The 22,685-nt window shown below is 37.7% G+C and carries 14 protein-coding genes and 2 pseudogenes; 14 read left to right on the top strand and 2 right to left on the bottom strand.

Translation table 11 applies throughout. The features are described from left to right. Window positions 1–63 precede the first annotated feature (63 nt). Complete coding sequence (locus JCM15092_RS12900) at window positions 64–3,033, bottom strand: PEP/pyruvate-binding domain-containing protein (RefSeq protein ID WP_024995021.1); 2,970 nt, start codon at window positions 3,031–3,033, stop codon at window positions 64–66. Between the two features lie 292 nt (window positions 3,034–3,325). Between JCM15092_RS12900 and gdhA the strand changes: the two genes are divergently transcribed. Both gdhA and JCM15092_RS12890 read left to right on the top strand, forming a co-directional pair. Further along, on the top strand, window positions 3,326–4,663 hold the full coding sequence (gene gdhA, locus JCM15092_RS12895; protein ID WP_024995020.1) for an NADP-specific glutamate dehydrogenase: 1,338 nt from the start codon (window positions 3,326–3,328) through the stop codon (window positions 4,661–4,663). A 173-nt stretch (window positions 4,664–4,836) separates the two neighbouring features. Continuing rightward, window positions 4,837–6,552 (top strand): fimbrillin family protein, encoded by a 1,716-nt coding sequence (locus JCM15092_RS12890; protein ID WP_024995019.1) that lies wholly within the window; start codon window positions 4,837–4,839, stop codon window positions 6,550–6,552. Between the two features lie 52 nt (window positions 6,553–6,604). Here JCM15092_RS12890 and mdh read toward each other — a convergent pair whose 3' ends face one another. After that, window positions 6,605–7,546 carry a malate dehydrogenase gene (gene mdh, locus JCM15092_RS12885; RefSeq protein ID WP_024995018.1) on the bottom strand — a complete coding sequence of 314 codons (942 nt, stop codon included), beginning with the start codon at window positions 7,544–7,546 and terminating at the stop codon, window positions 6,605–6,607. 159 nt (window positions 7,547–7,705) lie between these two features. Here mdh and JCM15092_RS12880 point away from each other — a divergent pair, with 159 nt between their 5' ends. The 12 genes and pseudogenes from JCM15092_RS12880 (at window position 7,706) to JCM15092_RS12820 (ending at window position 22,669) form a co-directional block, all read left to right on the top strand. Next, window positions 7,706–8,569: a DUF8429 coiled-coil domain-containing protein gene (locus JCM15092_RS12880; protein WP_024995017.1), complete on the top strand. Its 864-nt coding sequence runs from the start codon at window positions 7,706–7,708 to the stop codon at window positions 8,567–8,569. Window positions 8,570–8,847: 278 nt separating this feature from the next. Beyond that, window positions 8,848–10,311: a TolC family protein gene (locus JCM15092_RS12875; RefSeq protein WP_024995016.1), complete on the top strand. Its 1,464-nt coding sequence runs from the start codon at window positions 8,848–8,850 to the stop codon at window positions 10,309–10,311. A 7-nt stretch (window positions 10,312–10,318) separates the two neighbouring features. Next, a complete protein-coding gene (locus tag JCM15092_RS12870; protein ID WP_024995015.1) occupies window positions 10,319–11,314 on the top strand; it encodes an HlyD family secretion protein in 996 nt (331 codons plus the stop codon). 4 nt (window positions 11,315–11,318) lie between these two features. After that, on the top strand, window positions 11,319–12,491 hold the full coding sequence (locus JCM15092_RS12865) for an ABC transporter permease (RefSeq protein WP_148296665.1): 1,173 nt from the start codon (window positions 11,319–11,321) through the stop codon (window positions 12,489–12,491). Between the two features lie 11 nt (window positions 12,492–12,502). Continuing rightward, window positions 12,503–13,747 (top strand): ABC transporter permease, encoded by a 1,245-nt coding sequence (locus JCM15092_RS16160; RefSeq protein WP_034542027.1) that lies wholly within the window; start codon window positions 12,503–12,505, stop codon window positions 13,745–13,747. Window positions 13,748–13,808: 61 nt separating this feature from the next. After that, window positions 13,809–15,638: an ABC transporter ATP-binding protein gene (locus tag JCM15092_RS12855; protein ID WP_024995013.1), complete on the top strand. Its 1,830-nt coding sequence runs from the start codon at window positions 13,809–13,811 to the stop codon at window positions 15,636–15,638. A 199-nt stretch (window positions 15,639–15,837) separates the two neighbouring features. After that, on the top strand, window positions 15,838–16,464 hold the full coding sequence (locus JCM15092_RS12850) for a TetR/AcrR family transcriptional regulator (protein WP_024995012.1): 627 nt from the start codon (window positions 15,838–15,840) through the stop codon (window positions 16,462–16,464). A 109-nt stretch (window positions 16,465–16,573) separates the two neighbouring features. Further along, window positions 16,574–17,848, top strand: coding sequence for a TolC family protein (locus tag JCM15092_RS12845; protein ID WP_051532564.1), 1,275 nt, complete (start codon window positions 16,574–16,576; stop codon window positions 17,846–17,848). Window positions 17,849–17,859: 11 nt separating this feature from the next. Further along, on the top strand, window positions 17,860–18,762 hold the full coding sequence (locus JCM15092_RS12840; RefSeq protein ID WP_024995010.1) for an HlyD family secretion protein: 903 nt from the start codon (window positions 17,860–17,862) through the stop codon (window positions 18,760–18,762). Then, window positions 18,740–20,421: pseudogene (locus tag JCM15092_RS18035) on the top strand (ATP-binding cassette domain-containing protein). The gene JCM15092_RS12840 and the pseudogene JCM15092_RS18035 overlap by 23 nt, the downstream one beginning before the upstream one ends. Before the next feature lie 3 nt (window positions 20,422–20,424). Next, window positions 20,425–21,530 (top strand): annotated as a pseudogene (locus JCM15092_RS16155) (ABC transporter permease). Between the two features lie 17 nt (window positions 21,531–21,547). Continuing rightward, complete coding sequence (locus JCM15092_RS12820) at window positions 21,548–22,669, top strand: ABC transporter permease (RefSeq protein WP_024995007.1); 1,122 nt, start codon at window positions 21,548–21,550, stop codon at window positions 22,667–22,669. The last annotated feature ends 16 nt before the right edge of the window (window positions 22,670–22,685 follow it).

Below are 22,685 nucleotides of genomic sequence, written 5' to 3'. Positions count from 1 at the left end.
AATAAAAATCAGCCTTGTTGCATTTTGCACAAGGCTGATTTTTTATTACCATATACTTATTAATCAATCTTCTTTCTCCTCAGGTTTTAGTACCACTCCTATCTTCTTTTTGCCGTCCATCTTCACAACAATAGGTGATTCAAATCTGACATGTCTAAGGAACTTAGTCTCTTCAACAGCAGGAAGTCTATCCAAAAAGGCCTGATCATAGATTCCATCATTTAAATATGAGTTGATTGTAAAATAACCTACGCCAAAGGATGTAAGATTCTGGAAGAAGTGAGTTCCCTGACTAGGGTCTACCCTATAGCTACTTAGTCCGGCCTCAACAATTACTCTTGCTGCCGATATATGTGGCCATTTCACAGGAATTCCTAACCATGTATCACTACTGCCCCATCTACCTGGTCCCACAAGAACATAATGTTTAGACTCATTAAGGAATTTCTTATTCATCTTTTCAATCTCATAAGCGATTGCCTGATTATTGGATGCGCTATACCCCTCGGTTTTCACATAGACAAGATCACACATATCCTCCATTATGCCATGTCCTAATGAGTTCATGCTCTTAAGAATCACTTTATCATCCTCAATAGAATTCAGGTCCTCACTAAGAACTGCTTTTATATCTACCATAGGTCTTATCTGAAGAAGATAGAAAACTCCACTTCGCTGTGTCTGATTAAGTGTCACAGCAAACTCAATCTCCACCGGTCTTCTCATCTCACTTTGGCCATATTCTTGAACAAGCTTTAATATACTATCCAAAGGGAAGACATCATGTTGAAGTACATTTGCAAAAGTTATAAGCTTTCTTCCTCCAGGATATATACCATCTCTGATAATCATATCATAAGGATCGTATGTAGAAGCTATATAATTCAATGCACCATCATTTTCAGCCTCTTTAACAGACAGCTTAAGGAGGTTGAATCCGTCGTCAAGAGAGAAATTATCTCCCGTGTTCTTAAGGTCAAGAGCATAGAACTGAGTCTGTGTCTCACGCAGAGCAATATCCAACTCGCTAGTCTGAAGAACCTGATTTGGATGGTAAGGGCATACTCTTAGTGTAAGACCACCATCTACAATATATTTACCAAGCCCAAGAGCAAGACTTACAGTACCCTCCTCAGCTTTCTCATCATTTATAGGATAATAGTTCAATGAACGTGCCACCCCTGATATAGACGGATAAAACCTGTCTCCATATTGGTTTCCTGCAACCTCCTGAAGTACAACAGCCATCTTCTCCTGGTCGATGACATTACTTGTTGCCTGCATATATGCCTTGCTGTCTTTATAATAAACAGAAGCATATACCCCTTTTATGGCATCACTCAACATTCTCAACATCTCATACTTGTCATCCAAGTAAGGTATCATATATGTAGAGTATATACCAGCAAAAGGTTGATAATGTGAATCTTCAAGAAGACTTGAAGAGCGTATAGCTATAGGCGACTGTACCACATCGAAAAAGGCGAAGAAGTCTTCTACCAATCTGTCTGGAAGTTTAGCCCTTACAAATGTTTTTAATATAGTCTCGTCATCAGCATCGCTAAGAGCAACCTGATAGAGTCCATTTGAGTCCATAAACTCATCGAATATGTCAGTACATAGGACAACTGTCTTTGGAATTTGCACCGTGGCATTCTCGAACTCATCGAACTCAGGGTGATGTTTCACCATATTATCAATAAACGCCAGACCTCTACCCTTGCCACCAAGAGAGCCTTCACCTATTCTGGCAAAGTTTGAGTAACGGTCAAACCTATTTCTTTGAAAAACCGCCACGACACCCTGGTTCTTCATCTTTCTATATTTCACAATAGCCTCGAAGATGATACGCCTGTGGGCATCGACATCTCTTAGTGAATCCCATGTAATCTGTTTAAGGAATTCAGCAGGTGGGAACATCGCTCTGGAATATAGCCACCTGGATACATGATTACGGCTTATATGGTAGAGAAGAGACTCTTTTGGTATGGCAAAAATAATATTCTGCAGCTCTTTAAGGTTCTTCACTCTTGCAACCTCTTCCAGAGTATCAGGATTACGGAAAATAAAGTCACCAAATCCAAAGTTGTCCTTAATAATCTCACGAAGATCAATATTCATCTTCTTTGAGTTTTTATTAACGAAGCTGGCATCATATCTGCTAGCATAAATATCATTGTCTTCCTCAGACGACTGCAGTATCAACGGCACGAAAGGATCTCTTTTCCTTATCTCAGCCATGAGCTTCACTCCAGCCAATGAATCTGTCTTTCCTCCTCTTGGGAAACGAGCATCTGTAATTACTCCTAAAATATTATTGGAGAACTTATTATATAGATCCATGGCTTCCTCATAGTTCCTTGCCAATACGATTTTAGGACGTCCACGCATTCTAAGTGTACGTTGGTGAGCATTTAGAGCCTCTGTAGCAAACTCCTGACTCTGTTGCAACACGAATTTATATAGGTTAGGCAGAACTGATGAATAAAATCTTATTGAATCTTCAACAAAAAGAATCATCTGAACTCCCACTTCATTAATATCATGCTCGAGGTTCATCTTATCCTCAATCAATTTAATGATAGTGAGGAGCAAGTCTGTATTTCCAAGCCAGCAGAATACATATTCAAATATACTCAGATCCTCATTCTCCATTCTTGCTGTAATACCATGCGAAAATGGGGTAAGTACCACAAGAGGAATGTTAGGATACTTCTCCTTCACCTCTCTTGCAATCTCGAAAGTATCGCTATTATCGGAACCTGGCATACAGATTATAAGATCTGTATTATTGTATTCAAGCTGACGCCATGTCTCCTCAAGTGTGGAGACTTTTGTAAAGCGGGGAGGATATCTAAGGCTTAAGTCCGTATATTCATTAAATAGCTTTTCGTCAATTCGTCCATCGTCTTCAAGCATGAACGCATCATACGGGTTAGCAATAAGTAATACATTAAATATTCGTTTGGTCATCAGATTCACAAAAGAGGTATCTTTAAAGTAAAGCTGACTTAATTTTAATTTACTGAGCATTATAATAGTATATGAAAGATGTTATTCACAAAATACGTCAATTTTATTTTTTTATGCAACTTAATATAACACAAAGATACAATATAACATAATTAGCTAAATGAATGCATATATTATAAAGAATTATTATTGCAATAGTACAACTTAGAAATTAAAATTCAAAATCAAACATAGTAACATTTTATCACGATATGGATTAAATTCACGGGTAAATATTTTGATATTACCCCAAACAATCTAACTTTGCATAAGACTTTATTTCATTTTGTCAATTAACTAATATTATACCGATATGGACATTAATAAAATTATGACTTCTCTTGAAGCCAAACATCCTGGTGAATTAGAATATCTACAAGCAGTTAGAGAGGTTCTAATATCAATTGAATATATATATAACCAGCACCCTGAATTTGAAAAAGCATCTCTAATTGAAAGATTGGTTGAGCCTGATAGAATTTTTACATTCAAAGTGCCTTGGGTTGATGATCAAGGAAAAGTTCAGGTAAACATTGGTTACCGTGTACAGTTCAACAATGCTATCGGTCCTTATAAAGGAGGTATCCGATTCCATGCTTCTGTAAACCTCTCTATTCTTAAGTTCTTAGGATTTGAGCAGACATTTAAAAACGCGCTTACTACACTTCCTATGGGTGGAGGTAAAGGTGGTTCCGATTTCTCTCCGCGCGGAAAGAGTGATGCAGAGGTTATGCGTTTCTGTCAGGCTTTCATGCTAGAACTATGGCGTCATATAGGTCCTGAAATGGACGTACCTGCTGGTGATATAGGTGTAGGAGGACGTGAGGTAGGATATATGTTCGGCATGTATAAAAAACTTACAAGAGAATTTACCGGAACATTTACAGGTAAAGGTCTTGAGTTTGGTGGCTCACTTATTCGTCCTGAAGCTACAGGATTTGGCGGTCTCTACTTTGTAAATCAGATGCTAAATACAAAGGGCATAGATATAAAAGGTAAGACTGTTGCAATCTCAGGATTCGGCAATGTGGCTTGGGGAGCAGCTCTGAAAGCTACTGAACTTGGTGCAAAGGTTGTTACCATCTCCGGACCTGACGGATATGTATACGATCCAGAAGGTATATCAGGAGATAAGATAAACTATATGCTTGAACTCAGAGCTTCAGGAAATGATATAGTTGCCCCATATGCTGAAAAATATAAAAGCGCAAAATTTGTCGCAGGCCATCATCCTTGGGAAGTAAATGTGGACATAGCACTCCCATGCGCTACTCAGAACGAACTTAACGGAGAAGATGCACATAATCTTATCAATAACAAAGTTATGTGTGTGGGTGAGATTTCAAATATGGGATGTACTCCTGAAGCTATAGATGCCTTCATTGAAAATAAAATACTCTTTGCTCCAGGAAAGGCTGTTAATGCCGGTGGTGTTGCCACTTCTGGTCTTGAAATGACACAGAATGCAATGCATATCAACTGGACTGCTAAAGAAGTTGATGATAAACTCCATAGTATTATGCATGCTATACACGAACAATGCGTGAAATATGGTACTGAATCGGATGGGTATATCAACTATGTTAAAGGTGCTAACATTGCCGGTTTCATGAAAGTGGCTCATGCGATGATGTCGCAAGGAATCGTTTAAAATTTTCGCGAAATAAAGAAAGATTTTTTAATAATCTCGTTTAGTTGTATTTGTATTTTGTATTGTAACATACGCTGGTCACCTGTGAAGGTACACCAGCGTTTTTTTTAAATATATTCTTTTTACAAACTTTTTACAACTATATTTGTTATTTACATATAACATACCTGATTATGAAGGTTTACTACAAAATAGCATATGTCATTTCATTATGTCTTCTCGTTATCTCCTGTACTTACGATGAATATGATACCGGTATTACTGATTATAATATCTATATAGAGAGTATCACCTCTTATCAAAATGGCTCAAGAGCAGACATAATTGATAAAACAAGCTTTGGAGAAGGAGATACAATACTATTCAACTCATTTGGCAAACATACCAATCGTGATAACAGACTATCTTTCAATGGTAGCAGTTGGATTAGTGATAAACTTCTAAGATGGAATACTGAATCGGAAGATTCTTTAAATTACTCTGCTATATATCCTGCTACAAAAAATCTTCGATACTGCAAGGATGAATTGTACGATGGTGGTTCATTAAAAGATATACTCTTCTGCAAGGCACAGAGTAAGTATAAAGAGCCTATCAATCTACATATGAAGCACCTCTTCTCACTACTAAAATTCGATTTAAAGGGTATTACTGATTATGACATAGATTCTGTCTCTATTACAGTGCCTGTTACTATAGACAGCATATCAATAAATGACGGAACAATTTATATAGACAGTAATCAGAAAAAAACGGCTACTGCTTTAGTAGATTCCAATAGGAACTGCCTTTTCATAATACCACCAATAGATAATCTCTCTCTTTCAATAAGCATAAAGTCTAGCGGCAAGGTTATTGAAAAGGTTATAGAGAATGTAGATTATAAAGCTGGAAAAGTATACTCATGCAACATTATTTCGAGTAATAAACTTAAGGGAATTAAGAGTGCAGAAGATTTTATTGCATTCTCAAATCTTATTAACGGTAATGCATACACATCAAGAACCCTTGATGAATTTTACAATATAGAAAATGGGAAGAGAGTCTTTTCACTATCCAACAATATAACATTTACAGATGAGCAGAGCCAAAGAGTTAAAGTGATAGGTAACAGTATAACAAAATTCAATGACATCTTTGACGGTAAAGGATATTCAATTAATAACCTAGATGTATATGTATCTACAAGAGGAAAAGCTATTTTCGGATATGTTGGTGACACTGCAACTATAAAGAATCTTAGTATTATCAACTCCACTTTGACATTATCAGGCAAGTTAGAAGGTTCTCTTCTATGTCATAGAAATTACGGTCTGATTGATAACTGTTCTATAGATAGTTGTACTATGAATACTCCTAATGATAATGGCTCAAGCCTTGTTTCACTATATCTATATGGCACAATAGTAAACACTCGAGTTAATAATTGTACTATTAAATGTGGGGACAGATCAGGATGTGGCATATTTACAAAATTGCTATATGGAAAGATAATAAACAGCTTTGCTGCAAACAATCTTGTTACATACAATAGTGAAGATCTTGGTGTATTTGCATTAACAACATACACAGGCTCAAGGATAAGTAACTGTTATGTAAAGAGTTCATCAAAACAGACAAAAAAGATTTATCAGCTTGCAAATACAATATCTACCAACTCTATAACAAGCAGCTGCTTCATCTCAGCCCTCTTCCCTGCTTGGTATAGCACAAGTACATCAAACAGCTATTCTATTTTTGATGCTAATTTTAAAGTTAAATCCAGTGGGAATGATGTTGTAATGATGCTCAACCAATGGATAGATAATAATCAGGGATTATACCCCAATTACCATTTCAAGCGGTGGCAGAGATACACCGATGAGATTCCTGCTATACATATACAATAAAAAATCCCTGCTGCAACCATATGCAACAGGGATTTATTATTCTGTTATGTCATTAAAGAGCACCTACCTCATGAAGAGCCTCATTTGTCTTGCGAACAGCAGCAGCGCTAGCAGCAAATTTAGCCTTTTCTTCTTCATTCAAAGGAAGCTCAACAATCTTCTCGATACCATTCTTTCCTAAGATTACAGGAACACCACAACAAATGTCAGATTCTCCGTACTCACCTTCAAGCATTACTGAACAAGGGATCATCTTCTTCTGATTATGAACGATTGACTCAACAACAAATGCTCCGGCTGCACCTGGTGCATACCATGCAGAAGTACCTAATAATTTAGTAAGTGTTGCACCACCTACCATTGTAGCTGCAGCAACCTCTTCCAATTTCTCTGCAGAAAGGAAGTTGCTTACTGGCATACCTTTGTAAGTAGCAAAACGAGTAAGAGGAATCATAGTAGTATCACCATGTCCACCGATAACCATACCTTCTACCTCATTAGCGTTACATTTCAAAGCCTGAGACAAGAAGTATTTAAAACGTGAGCTGTCAAGAGCACCACCCATACCGATAATTCTGTTCTTTGGTAAACCAAGAGATTTCAATGACAAATAAGTCATAGTATCCATTGGGTTAGAAATAACAACGATAATTGCATTTGGAGAGAACTTAAGGATGTTCTGTGCTACTGATTTAACAATACCAGCATTAACGCCGATCAACTCCTCACGAGTCATACCTGGCTTACGTGGTATACCTGAAGTAATAACTACAACATCAGAATTTGCAGTTTTTTCATAATCATTTGTGCAACCTACAATGTTAGTGTCGAAGCCCAAAAGCTGAGCTGTCTGCATCATATCCATTGCTTTACCTTCTGAAACGCCTTCTTTAACATCAAGCATTACAACCTCATCGGCAACCTCATTGAAAGCCAACACATTTGCACATGTAGCTCCAACATTGCCTGCACCTACTACTGTTACTTTTGACATAATAATTTTCTATTTAAATAATGTATAACTATATTTTCTTTATTATCGTTATGCAAATGTACAATGATATAATTAATTGAAGAAAAATTTCCATATTTATTTATGTCATAAAAGACAAAATATTGTATTTTTGTCCATGAATTTTTTTATATAACAACTATGAATAAAAAACTGATTATTATTATCATCTTGCTACTAGTCATTGTGGGAGGATTGACCTATTTTTCTTTTCAACAGCATAACGAGAATAAAGAGATGGCTCAACTATTTGCACTCGACAAGCAGGAGATGGAAAATGAATATAACTCCTTTGCTACTCAATATGATGAACTTCAGGTACAGATTAACAACGACTCGCTAAAGCAGAAACTTGAGAGTGAAAAGCTAAAGACTCAAAGACTCCTTGAAGAGCTTAGACAGGTGAAGACTACTGATGCTGCCGAGATTGCAAGATTAAAGAAAGAGCTTAAGACTGTTAGAGCGGTATTACGTACTTATATTATTCAGATTGACTCGCTAAACAGACTAAATGAGGTGCTGACTAACGAGAACAAAGAGGTTAAGATGAAATATTCTGAGGCAACGAGTCAGATAAACAGTTTGTCGCAAGAGAAGAAGAACCTTAACCAAAAGGTAACACTTGCGGCACAGTTGGATGCCACAAACATATCAATCTCTGCGAAGAACAAGAGAGGCAAAGAGACCGATAAGGTAAGTAACGTAAAAAAACTTGCTATATCATTCTCTATAGTCAAAAACATAACTGCCGAGACTGGTGAAAGGACTCTTTACATCAGAATCGCAAAACCTGATAATGATATTCTGTCAAACGGTAACTCTACATTCACTTACGAGAACCGTTCTTTGGATTACTCAATAAAGAAATATATTGAGTACACAGGTGAAGAACAGAATGTCACTGTATATTGGGATGTTCAGGAATATCTTCCTGCCGGAACTTATAATGTGTATATATTTGCCGAAGGAAATATGATTGGCCAAAAATCATTCTCATTGAAGTAACAGATAATAAGTAATAAAAAAGCTCCTTAATAGTGATTAGATTTTAAATCCACGCTATTAAGGAGTTTTTCAATTTACAGACATTTAAAATAGAAAAATCAGAAACCATCATTTTTTCTTAGTATAGCCATTTTAATAGACCTATACCCTAAATGACTATTCACTTTCTCTTTATTTTACGTCTTTTTTTCAGACAAAATGATAGACTTGTCTCTTATATCATATATTTGCATGATTATTGCAAATATTGCTAAATTAATAAACGATACTTCAATAGGATGAAAAAGATAATTAGTTTTACTCTCGCTATTGTTATTGCCTCAAATCTCTTTGGTCAAAATGTCTTGAGTTTAGATAGCTGTCGTTTTATGGCTATTAAGTTCAACAAAGGACTTAAGATTTCAAGTGAGAAAATTGTAGCTGCTCATTATCAAAACAAAGCTGCTTTCACCAACTTCTTACCAAAGATTAATGCTATGGGTACATATATGCGTACTCAAAAAGAGATATCTCTACTAAGTGATGAGCAGAAAGCAAATCTACCCAATTTAGGTAGTGTAACACAGACAAAGTTGCAACAGACCATGCAGCAGTTGGTTACAGCAAACCCTGCCCTTGCTCAACTTCTATCTCCTCTGGCACCATTGATTCCTGAAATAGGCAATTCACTGAACAGTCTAGGTGGAAATCTTGTAGATGGTTTACATACCGATACACGCAATATGTATGCCGGAACAGTAACATTAACCCAACCTATATTCATGGGTGGTAAAATTGCTGCATACAACAAGATTACAAAATATGCAGAGGAACTTGCAAAGACACAGCATAACAGTGCTCTTGAAGATTTAATACTCAACACCGATCAGGCATATTGGCAAGTCATCTCGGTTGTCAACAAGAAAAAACTTGCAGAGAGCTATCTAAACCTTGTGAAAAAGCTGGAGGATGACGTTAAGAAAATGATTGCAGAGGGTGTTGCCACAACAACAGATGGACTTAGTGTAAGTGTAAAGGTGAATGAAGCTGAGATGAAGCTCCTTCAGGCAGAAGATGGAGTAAGCCTTTCAAAAATGGTACTTTGCCAACTTTGCGGTCTCCCTATCAATTCAGATATAACACTTGCTGATGAGAATATTAATGATATTACTCTCTCCTCTTTTTCTGAGGAGGGCAATATTCAGACAGCGTTGAATAACCGACAAGAGATAAAGAGTCTGGAGTATGCATCTAAAATCTATAACCAGAAGATAAATGTTGCTCGTGCTGAGATGCTTCCCTCTTTGGCTCTTACAGGAAACTATCTAGTATCAAACCCATCTCTTTATAATGGATTTGAGAAAAAATTCAGAGGTAATTGGGCCTTAGGAGCAGTTGTAAACATTCCAATATGGAGTTGGGGAGAAGGATATTATAAGATTAAATCGGCAAAGGCTGAGGCTAATATTGCAAGATATAATCTAGAAGAGGTGAAAGAGAAGATCGAACTTCAAGTTAATCAAGCGAAGTTTAAAGTTAAAGAGGCTGAGAAGAGATATGCCATGACATCTAAGAACATGGAAAAAGCTGAGGAGAACCTAAGATTTGCCAATCTAGGTTACAAGGAGGGTGTTATACCTACAAGCAACGTCTTGGAGGCACAGACAGCATGGCTAATGGCTCAGTCGGATAAGATTGACTCACAAATAGATATTAAACTTACAGAAGTATATTTACTTAAAACATTAGGAATTTTAAAATAGAAAAGATATGGCAGTAAAATCACAAAAAAGCAACATATTGCTGGCTCTGATTTCATTCACAGCTGTTGTAATTATAGTAGCTATAATAGGCTTTCTAACCCTATCAAGCAGTTCTGAAATCATTCAAGGACAAGCAGAGGCAGATGAATATCGCGTATCAAGCAAAGTTCCTTCAAGAATATTGGAGTTCAGAGTCAGCGAAGGCGACAAAGTAAAGAAAGGAGATACTCTTGTAATACTCGAGGCTCCCGAAATAAAGGCAAAGCTATCGCAGGCTGAGGCTGCACAGGAAGCTGCTCAGGCAATAAGTGATAAGGCCGATAAAGGGACTCGCTATGAACAGATCCAAGCTGCTTACGAAATGTGGCAGAAAGCTAAAGCTGGTCTTGAGATTGCTCAGAAGTCATACAACCGTGTAAACAACCTTTTCGAGCAAGGTGTAATGTCTGCTCAAAAAAGAGATGAAGCCAAAGCACAATACGATGCTATGGTAGCTACAGAAAAAGCTGCTCAATCTCAATATACAATGGCAAAGAACGGAGCTCAGAGAGAGGATAAGATAGCAGCTGCTGCACAGGTGGAAAGAGCAAAAGGTTCTGTTGCTGAAGTAAACTCATATATAAACGAGACTACCCTGCTGGCACCATGTGATGGTGAGGTTACCGAAATATTCCCTAAACTTGGTGAACTTGTCGGATCGGGTGCACCAATAATGACTATCACTCAGATGGAGAATATGTGGGTCACATTTAATGTACGTGAAGATTATCTACAGGGATTCAGCGTAGGGGAAGTTGTAAAAGCTTTTGTCCCATCGCTTAACAAAGAGGTGTCATTCAAGGTTACATTCATGAAAGATCTTGGTACTTATGCTGCATGGAAAGCTACAAAGACTACAGGTGAATACGACCTTAAGACTTTCCAGGTAAAAGCTGTTCCTGTAGAAAAGATTCCTTCATTGCGCCCTGGTATGTCTGCTGTAATTGAGAAGAAGAGAAATTAGAGTAATGATGTCACTTTTCAGACGAGTATATAATATTGCAAAACGAGAGATATTTAGTATAGTTACTAAGCCTGTATATCTTCTCTCTATGGTGATAGCACCGCTATTTTGCTACATCTTTTTCACTACATTGATGTGGAGCGGCCTGCCATCAGAGATGCCTGTAGGTATAGTAGATCTTGACAATACCGGGACAACAAGAAATGTCATCCGCAATCTTGATGCATTCCAGCATACAAAGATTGTGAATGAATATCCTGACTTCACTCACGCCCGTAAGGCCATACAGAAAAATGAAATCTACGCCTTTTTCTATATACCTAGAGGGACTACAGAGAAAGCTATTTCCGGCAGACAGCCAAAGATCTCATTCTATACCAATTACTCATATCTCGTTGCGGGATCACTTCTATATAAAGACTTGAGGACTATGTCAGAACTGGCTAGCGGTGCCATAGCACGTGCTTCACTTAGGGCAAAAGGGGCAAACGACCAGCAGGCTATCAATTTTATTCAGCCGGTGGTGATTAATACTCATGCTCTTGGAAATCCTTGGCTCAACTACTCAATATATCTTAGTAACTCTATTATCCCGGGTGTACTTATGTTGATGATATTCCTTACAACAATATATTCTGTAGGAAGCGAGCTGAAATTCGGCACACAGAAAGAGTGGCTGGATAAATCCGGAGGGTCCATTATTGTAGCTCTCACAGGAAAGTTACTTCCACAGACCTTCATATTTTTCCTTATGTCGCTACTATATAACATATATCTGTACGGATACCTCCATTTCCCATGCAACAGTGGCATAATGACAATGATACTTATAGGTCTGTTGCTGGTACTGGCATCGCAGGGATTTGGACTATTCCTGATAGGCCTTGTACCATCTCTCCGACTTGCCTTAAGTATAGGATGCTTATGGGGAGTAGTATCATTCTCCATATCGGGTATGAGTTTCCCGGTAATGGCAATGGATGCTCCTCTGCAGACTCTTGCCTATCTATTCCCGTTGAGAAGTTATTTCCTATTGTATGTAAACTTCGCACTGCATGGATACTCTATTATATATGCATGGCTACCTCTTATAATAATGATAGCTTTCATATCTCTACCCATCTTTATACTGAAGAGGTTGAAAAATACAATGATAAACTATGTCTATATTCCTTAGGATAAAGTATAATGAAAAGAAAAAATCTATATAACATAATAACTCAGGGAATATCCGACATGATGATTATCTGGATGAATGAGTTGAAGAATGTGGTAAAGGATCAAGGTATCCTCATATTCTTCATATTAGTTCCTCTGGCATATCCTATCCTCTATACATATATCTACAATAATGAGGTAATACGAGAGGTACCTGTTGCAGCCGTTGATGACAACCGCAGTAGCATGAGCCGTGAGTTTCTGAAATATGTTGATGCTAATCCCGATACGCGTATAGTCACCTATCCTGCAAATATGGAGGAGGCAAAGGAAGCAATGATGGAGGGTAAGATATATGGTATAATATATATACCTGATGATTTCACGAAAACACTTGTTAAGGGGGAACAGGCTAATGTGAGCATCTTCTGCGACTTAAGCGGTATGTTATACTATAAGGCACTGATCACAAGTGCCACCAACTCATCACTGATGATGAACAAGGAGATTAAGATATCGAAGATGGGCAACAGCACCGATCGTCAGGATGAGATTGCAACAGCTCCGATAGCCTATGATGATATAGCACTATTCAATCCACAAGCAGGATTTGCAAGTTTCCTTATTCCGGCTGTGCTCATACTTATCATACAGCAGACTCTTCTTCTCGGTATTGGCCTGGCTGCAGGAACAGCCAGAGAGAATAACCGCTTCCGTGATCTTGTTCCAATAAACCGCCATTATCATGGAACACTGAGAATTGTGCTTGGAAAGTCATTGCTCTATTTCATGTTATATGTAATTATGAGCACTTACATCCTTGTGTTTGTTCCCAAGATGTTCTCACTTCCGCAGATAGGCAATCCTTTCACGATAGCTCAGTTCATTCTTCCATATCTTCTATCGGCTATCTTCTTTGCAATGACCTGCTCTGTGTTAATTCGTCATCGTGAGACATGTATGATTGTATATATTTTCACATCAGTACCTCTCCTCTTTATTTCAGGTATATCATGGCCTGGGACTGCCATACCCGAATTCTGGAAAATAGTTTCATACATCTTTCCATCTACATTCGGTATAAACGGATTTGTTCAGATAAATAATATGGGTGCAACTATCGAAGATGTATCTACAGGGTATAAAGCACTTTGGATACAGGCGGGCATATACTTCATTACTACATTCTTTGTCTACAGATACCAGATTATTATGAGTCGCCGTCATGTATGGAGGAGATATAAGGAGATAAGTAGAAAGAAAAGAATAAAATAAAAGAGACTATAACAGCAATATTATTCCTACCTTTGCCGTAGTTATAACCAATAAGCAACATATGAAAGAGTTCCTCAATATTCTGAGAAGATTTATTCCACCATACAAAAAATACCTTATTTTAAACATTATATTCAACGTACTCTCTGCAGTATTGAATATCTTCTCATTTACACTTATAATCCCTATCCTTCAGATTCTTTTCAAAATCCAGGAGGTTACATACTCATTCATGCCATGGGATTCGGCCAGCTCTTTCAAAGATATAGCTGTAAACAACTTCTATTATTTTGTTACCGAACTTATAAAATCATATGGAGCAAGTACCACGCTGTTATTGCTTGGCCTTTTCCTTGCAGTTATGACATTCATGAAGACAGCATGCTATTTCTTATCATCGGCAACACTAATTCCTATTCGTACAGGTATCGTAAGAGATATACGTGTAAAGTTATATAAGAAATTGCTTGACTTACCACTTAGCTTCTTCTCTGAAGAGAGAAAAGGTGATATTATCGCACGCATGAGTGGTGATGTTAACGAGATCGAGAACTCAATAATGTCCTCTCTCGACATGCTCTTCAAGAACCCGATACTAATACTTTTCTATTTCTGTACATTGATAGCAGTTAGCTGGCAGCTTACTCTATTTACTTTGGCAGTTCTTCCTTTGATGGGATGGATAATGGGGCAGGTAGGCAAGAAGCTTAAAAGAGGTTCATTAGTAGCGCAAGGACAATGGAGCGATCTTATGTCTCAGGTTGAAGAGACACTGGGTGGACTTAGAATCATAAAGGCTTTCAATGCCGAAAAGAAGATGAACACACGTTTCCTTGAATCAAACAACCTTTATAGGAACACTATAGGACGTGTTAACATACGCCAGCAGATGGCTCACCCTATGAGTGAGTTTCTTGGAACTATATTAATAGTAATTGTTCTATGGTTTGGAGGAACACTCATTCTTAATAACAACAACTCTATCACTGCACCATCTTTCATATTCTATCTTGTAATTCTTTACAGTGTTATAAACCCATTGAAAGAGTTCTCGAAAGCAGGATACAACATACCAAAAGGTCTTGCCAGCATGGAACGTGTAGACAAGATTCTCATGGCAGAAAACAATATGAAGATTAAAGAGAACCCTGTTCATATCTCAGAACTTAACGATAAGATAGAGTTCAGAAATGTGAGCTTTAAGTATGATAGCCAATGGGTACTACAAGATATAAACCTTACTATTCAAAGAGGTAAGACCGTTGCTCTTGTTGGACAGTCAGGTTCTGGAAAATCTACTATGGTAGACCTTATCCCAAGATATTACGATGTCAACGAAGGAGAGATACTTATTGACGGAGTGAACGTAAAAGATACCACTCTGCATGACCTACGCTCAATAATGGGTAATGTAAATCAGGAGGCTATACTATTCAACGATACTTTCTTCAACAACATCTCATTCGGTGTTGAGAATGCTACCATGGAACAGGTTATTGAGGCTGCTAAGATTGCAAATGCCCACGAGTTCATAATGAACAGTGAAGATGGATACAATACAAAGATTGGTGACCGTGGAGGAAAGTTATCTGGTGGTCAGAGACAGAGGGTTAGTATAGCAAGAGCTATTCTGAAGAACCCTCCTATCCTTATACTCGACGAGGCTACTTCAGCACTTGATACTGAAAGCGAACGTATGGTACAAGAGGCATTGGAAAACCTGATGAAAAACCGTACTACTATTGCTATTGCTCATCGGCTCTCTACTATTAAGAATGCCGACGAGATATGTGTACTTCATGAAGGTCGAATTGTCGAGAGAGGTAAACATGAAGAACTACTTGCTCTGAACGGATATTACAAAAAACTATGTGATATGCAATCGTTCTAAATGCCAGATAATAACAGATTCATTTATATGATATATAACGATACCGCTAATACATTCATTTGTAATAGCGGTATTCTTTTTATTATTATATCCATTAAAATCGATTAATCTAATAATTTATTTTAATTAATCGTTTAATTTAATTGATTAATTAAATAAACTAATTATATTTGCACACAGATTAAAAATAAATATAGTTATGGCAAATACAGAAGAAAATATGGAGGAGAGAATCCTTCAGGCAGCAGAGGAGATGTTCATGAAACAGGGATTTGCTAAGACGACTACAGCTCAGATAGCCAAGGAAGCACGATGTAACCAAGCATTGGTACATTACTACTACCGTACAAAAGATAACCTATTCAACAAAATCTTTGAAAGTAAAATAAGCTTAGTGGTTTCTAACTTAGTCTCACTAAACGATTCAGGAAATAACATGAATTTTGAAGATAAGATATGTAAGATAGTGGAAATACATTTTGAATTCCTCACAAAGAACTCCAGATTAGTTCCATTTATTGTTATAGAGTTTGCTTCTAATCCGGGAAGATTCAAGAAAATTGTTGAGTCGAATTTTAATAGATTCAGACACATGTTCTTTGATAAAATAGAAGAAGAGATGGAAAGAGAGATAAAGAGTGGGAATATTGCCAACATAACATTAGCTCAACTAGTGCAAGATATAGTCTCTCTCAATGTAGCTGCATTTCTCACTCACGATACTTTCCAGCAAGCATTCGGCTTATCGGATGAGGCAATGAGTTCGCACATGGAAGAGCGTAAGCAAGAGATAACCAAAGTTATAAAGGCACGTTTACGACCTTAACAGAATTTTCTATCGGGACACTCGTAATTTAATCAAACAATTCGATTGCAGAGGTCTCGATTTTATTATACACGTTTATTAATTGATTGATTAAATAATATAATTAATTATGAGTATCCATAAAATTATTATTTCATTATCTCTCTGTATAAGCTGCAGTAACTTATGCTTTTCGCAGATAACGATTGAGGAGTGCTATGAAAAATCATACAGCAACTATCCTCTTATCCAACAGTTAGGACTTATAGAAAAAGCTAAGGAGTACACTATCTCAAATGCTTCGAAAGGATACCTCCCACAAATAGCAGTTTCTGCTAAAGGTTCATATCAGTCAGAAGTGACCAATATTCCAATAGATTTCTCGAAGCTGGGTTTGGCAGGTATGAATTTACCAAGCATGAGTAAAGATCAGTATGGTGCTACTATAGATATCAATCAATCTATATGGGACGGCGGAGCTATACATTCCAAGAAAGAGGTAATCAATTCCCAAGCAGATGTGGAGAAAAATAGTACAGAAGTTAATATGTACACATTGCGACAAAGAGTCAATCAGCTCTTTTTCGGTATTCTTCTTGCCGATGAGCAGATAAAACAGAACCGACTCTTTCAAGAGCTCTTGCAGACAAACCTTGACCGTATTGAGGCATACAAAAAAAATGGAGTTGCCAATCAGTCGGATGTAGATGCAATACGTATAGACCTCTTACGCTCAAAGCAGATGATGATACAGTTCCAATCAAATAGAAATGCATTTGTAAATATGTTGTCTGCTCTTACAGGAATGAAGATGGATGATAGCACCATTCTAAAGATGCCAAATTATGCCGTGACCTCTGGAATTAACCAAAGGCCGGAACTGAAGCTTTTCCAATCAGAGATGGAGCTATATAAAAGTCAGAACAGACAGCTTAGCTCCGATTTAATGCCAAGACTCTCTGCCTTTGCAACGGGTGGATATGGACGCCCGGGACTGAATATGTTGGAAGATAAATTCAAGACATATTATATAGCTGGCCTTCGTCTGTCGTGGAATATAGGGAATTTCTACACTAACAAGAACAAGAAAAGATTATTGGAGAACAGCATAGAGTCTGTAAACAACAGACAAGAGATCTTCTTATTCAATAACTCCCTTGACAAAATACAAAAGGAGAATGATTTGGGTAAGTTCCGTGAACAGATAAAATATGATGATGAGATTCTCAGCTTAAGAAAATCTGTCAGCAGAGCCTCCGAGGCAAAGATGGCCGATGGCACCATGTCGGGTACAGATTTGATGAGAGATCTTAATGCTGAACAACAAGCTGTACAAGATAAAATACTCCACCAAATTGAGTATCTGAAAGCACAATATGAGATGAAATATATTACCAACAACTAATAAATATAGATATGAAAAAGTTATATTATATGGCTATAGGCCTCACAATTATATTTACGTCATGCGGAGATGGAGATAAAGAGTACGATGCTTCGGGTGTTTTTGAGGCTACCGAGGTGATTGTAAGCGCCCGAGCTGCAGGAGAAGTCTCAAGCCTCAACATTACTGAGGGTGATGAACTGAAAGCTGGTGAAGCGATTGGATGTATAGATACAACACAGCTCCATTGGAAGAGAGTTCAGTTGATATCTAATATGAAAGCTGTTGATAGTAGAGTATATGACATTAACCGACAGATTTCAGTGATTAACCAGCAAATATCTACTCAGCAGAGTGAGCTGACTCGTTTTAAGAGATTAGTAAAGGCAAATGCAGCCAACCAGAAACAGGTAGATGACATAGAGTCACAGATTGCTATACTTAAAAAGCAACTGGATGTTCAAAAAGAGAATCTGCAAAACAGCAACAACAGCATCAACAGCGAAAGCAAAGGAATCAGTGCACAGGTGGCACAGTTAGACGACCAGATAATGAAAAGCATTATAGTATCTCCTATCAACGGAACTGTCTTGGCAAAATATGCCCAACAGGGAGAGATGGCTAATATGGGTCGTGCCCTATTTAAAGCAGCTGATGTGAAACATCTGTTTCTCCGTGCATATATCACAGCTGGACAACTCACAGATATAAAATTGGGTGAAGAGGTGAAGGTATATGCTGATAAGGGGGATAAAGATCGTAAAGAGTACAATGGTAAGATAGCATGGATATCTGATAAGGCAGAGTTTACTCCAAAGACAATACAGACAAGGGATGAAAGAGCAAATCTTGTTTATGCAATAAAGATTGCTGTCGAGAATGACGGATATATTAAATGTGGTATGTATGGAGATGTCAAATTCAACAAAAAGTAATATAGCTCTTACTATTGACGGGCTTAGTAAATCTTATGGAGAGGTTAAAGCCATACGCTCACTAAGTTTCACAGCCGAGAAGGGTGAGATATTCGGTATCATAGGGCCTGACGGAGCCGGAAAGACAACTCTTTTCCGAATCCTCACAACTCTAATCCTTGCCGATAAAGGGAGTGCGACTATAGAAGGGATGGATATTGTAAAAGACTATAAGCAGATTCGCCAACATATAGGTTATATGCCTGGGAAGTTCTCACTGTATCAGGACATGACAGTTGAAGAGAATCTGAAGTTCTTTGCCACTCTGTTCGGTAACACCATAGAAGATAACTACGATCTGATAAAAGATATATACCAACAGATAGAGCCATTCAAAAAACGTAGAGCAGGGAAACTATCTGGAGGTATGAAACAAAAGTTGGCATTGAGCTGTGCACTTATACATAGACCTAATGTACTTTTCCTCGACGAACCTACAACAGGAGTCGACCCTGTTTCGCGTAAAGAGTTCTGGGATATATTGCTGAGACTGAAAAAAGAGGGAATTACTATCATAGTATCTACTCCATATATGGACGAAGCATCACTATGCGACAGGATAGCCCTGATTCAGGATGGCAGTTTCCTGGACATAGATACTCCCAAAGGTATAATCGCTAAATTTAAGCAAGAGCTTTTCAGTGTACGTACCGATAATATGCATAAGTTGCTCAAAGATTTAAAGTGCTATGAAGATATATCTACCTCATATTCATTCGGTAAAGATTATCACGTCACATTCATAAATAGTGTTGACGAAAAGAGATTTATCAATTATTTATCTCAGAGAGGTCATTCGGATATCTATTTCAAAAAGATAAGTCCTAATGTAGAGGACTGTTTCATGTTACTTTCAAGAAAAATACAGCCATGACAGATAGAGAGATAGTAATACATACCAGTGAGCTGACAAAGCAGTTCGATAAATTCGTTGCTGTAGACCACATCTCTTTTGATGTCTACAAAGGAGAGATATTCGGTTTCCTTGGTGCTAACGGTGCAGGTAAAACAACAGCAATGAGAATGCTGACAGCTCTTAGCACTCCTACATCAGGACAAGGCACTGTAGCTGGATACGATATAAAGCGCCAACCCGAACAGATAAAGAGAAACATAGGATATATGAGTCAGAAATTCTCACTCTACGAGGATCTGAAGGTTTGGGAAAACATGCGTCTTTTCGGAGGTATATATGGAATGAGTGAAAGCAAGATAAAGACTGAGACAGAGAATATACTTCACAGACTTAATATTTATGATGAGAGAAATACTGTTGTAGGTGAGCTCCCTTTAGGATGGAAACAGAAACTCTCTTTCTCCATATCCATATTCCATAGACCTAAGATAGTATTTCTAGATGAGCCTACCGGAGGAGTTGACCCAGTGACACGCAGACAGTTCTGGGAACTTATCTATCAGGCTGTTGAAGAAGATATTACTGTTTTTGTTACTACTCACTATATGGATGAAGCTGAATATTGTGATAGGGTATCTATAATGGTAGATGGAAAGATCAAGGCTTTGGATACACCTGCAAATCTACGCTCCGAATTCAACTGTGAGAATATGGATGAAGTATTTCAAAAACTGGCACGCAGTGCAAAACGAAAAGGAGATTAAAAGATGAAACAATTCATATCATTCGTACAAAAAGAGTTCTATCACATCTTCCGCGATAAGCGAACAATGCTGATACTGCTTGTAATGCCTATAATACAGATTCTATTATTCGGTTTTGCCATAACTACCGAGTTGCGTAATGTTGAGGTGGCCATATTCGACCCCTCTCGTGACAATGCTACAGAACAGATTAAAGAGCATATTGAGCAAAGCAAATATTTCCATATCAGCAAGGAGATTAAGAGTCCTGAGAATATCAATGACATCTTTCAGGAAGGGAAAATAAATCTGGCCATTGTATTCAGTGACAACTTTGCAAACAATATGCGCAGAGGTGAAGGTGCAGGAATACAACTTGTCACCGATGGTACGGAACCTAACCAAGCTCGATGATAACCAATTATGCCAATGGAATTATTTCATCTTACCTTCAGGAGGTAAACCCACAATTTGGTGGAGGTTACCGTATAGTGCCTGAGGTGAAAATGCTATACAATCCTCAAGGAAAAAGTTCATACAACTTTGTACCTGGAGTGATGGGTATGGTACTTATACTAATATGTGCCATGATGACTTCTATATCCATTGTCAGAGAGAAAGAAAACGGAACTATGGAGGTTCTGCTTGCATCCCCTATAAATCCATTTATGATAATAGCTGCAAAGGTTGTTCCATATTTCACACTTTCGGTCGTCAATCTGTTGAGTATTATACTGCTATCAATTTTCGTATTGGGAGTCCCTATATCTGGAAGTCTTGCACTACTTACAATAGTATCAATGCTCTTCATTTTAGTAGCCTTGTCATTAGGACTGTTGATCTCTACTCTGGTAAAGACACAGATGGCCGCAATGCTTGTTTCGGGTATGGTACTTATGTTGCCTATAATGATTCTTTCCGGTCTGATGTTCCCTATCGAGAGCATGCCGACTATTCTGCAATATATATCTGCAATAATCCCTGCCAGATGGTATATCAGTGCTGTTAGGAAGATAATGATTCAGGGAGTGGAGATGCAATATGTACTAAAAGAGATAGCAGTGCTCCTGTTCATGGCTGCCGGACTAATATTTATGAGCTTGAAGAAGTTCAAGATAAGATTACAATAACATCAATATAGAAGAATATGTTACTGAAATATTTACTCGAAAAAGAGTTCAAACAATTCATTAGAAATTCATTCCTTCCACGTATGGTTGTAATGATGCCTATAGTAATGATGTTTATATTACCTTGGGCAGCAAACCAGGAGGTAAAAGATATTAAGCTGAATGTGGTAGACCACTCTAACTCCACATATTCAAGGCGTCTGGTAGATAAGGTATCATCATCAGGTCGATTCATACTGACCGGAATATCTCCTACCTACAACAAAGCTTTGAAGGATGTGGAAAAAGGAGATGCAGATATCATATTAGAGATACCTGAGGATTTCGAAAAAGAACTTATTAACAGTGGTAAAACTAATGTGGGATTATCAGCCAACTCGGTAAATGGGACAAAAGGCATGCTTGGCAGCAGCTATCTCTCAACTATACTTGCCGACTATGCCGGTGAGCTACAAACCTACAGAATGGGTGATAGCAAGATAATGCCTACCGACAGCTATTCGTTTAGAGTTGTGCCGCTATACAAGTTCAATCCGGGTCTAGATTACAAGATATTCATGGTTCCTGCAATCATGGTAACATTGATAACTCTGTTAGCAGGATTCTTACCTGCACTGAATATAGTAAGTGAAAAAGAGAACGGCACAATAGAACAGATAAATGTCACTCCTGTATCAAAGCCTATTTTCATTCTTGCTAAACTGATACCATATTGGCTGGTAGGATTCTTTGTACTAACTCTATGCATCACAATGGCATATCTTGTATATGGTCTTGTGCCTGCAGGTAGCTTACTTACTATATATTTCTTTGCCTCGATATATATACTTGTGGTATCAGGAATGGGACTTGTAATATCCAACTATTCTGATACAATGCAGCAGGCCATGTTCGTAATGTTCTTTTTCATGTTGATCCTTATATTAATGAGCGGTCTCTTCACACCAATATCAAGTATGCCTGATTGGGCACAGCTGATAACAAACTTGAACCCACTGAAGTATTTCATTCATGTAATGAGACATATCTATCTTAAAGGTAGCACGTTGCCAGAGTTGACTACTCAGCTATTCGCTCTATGCGGTTTTGCTGTAGTATTAAGTGGCTGGGCTGTTATAAGTTACCGAAAGACAAATTAGGTTATTAAAGGTCAAA

The organism is Phocaeicola paurosaccharolyticus JCM 15092 (assembly GCF_000613805.1).
GTDB classification, from domain to species: domain Bacteria; phylum Bacteroidota; class Bacteroidia; order Bacteroidales; family Bacteroidaceae; genus Phocaeicola; species Phocaeicola paurosaccharolyticus.
This window is presented reverse-complemented; position numbering and strand designations above follow the sequence as displayed.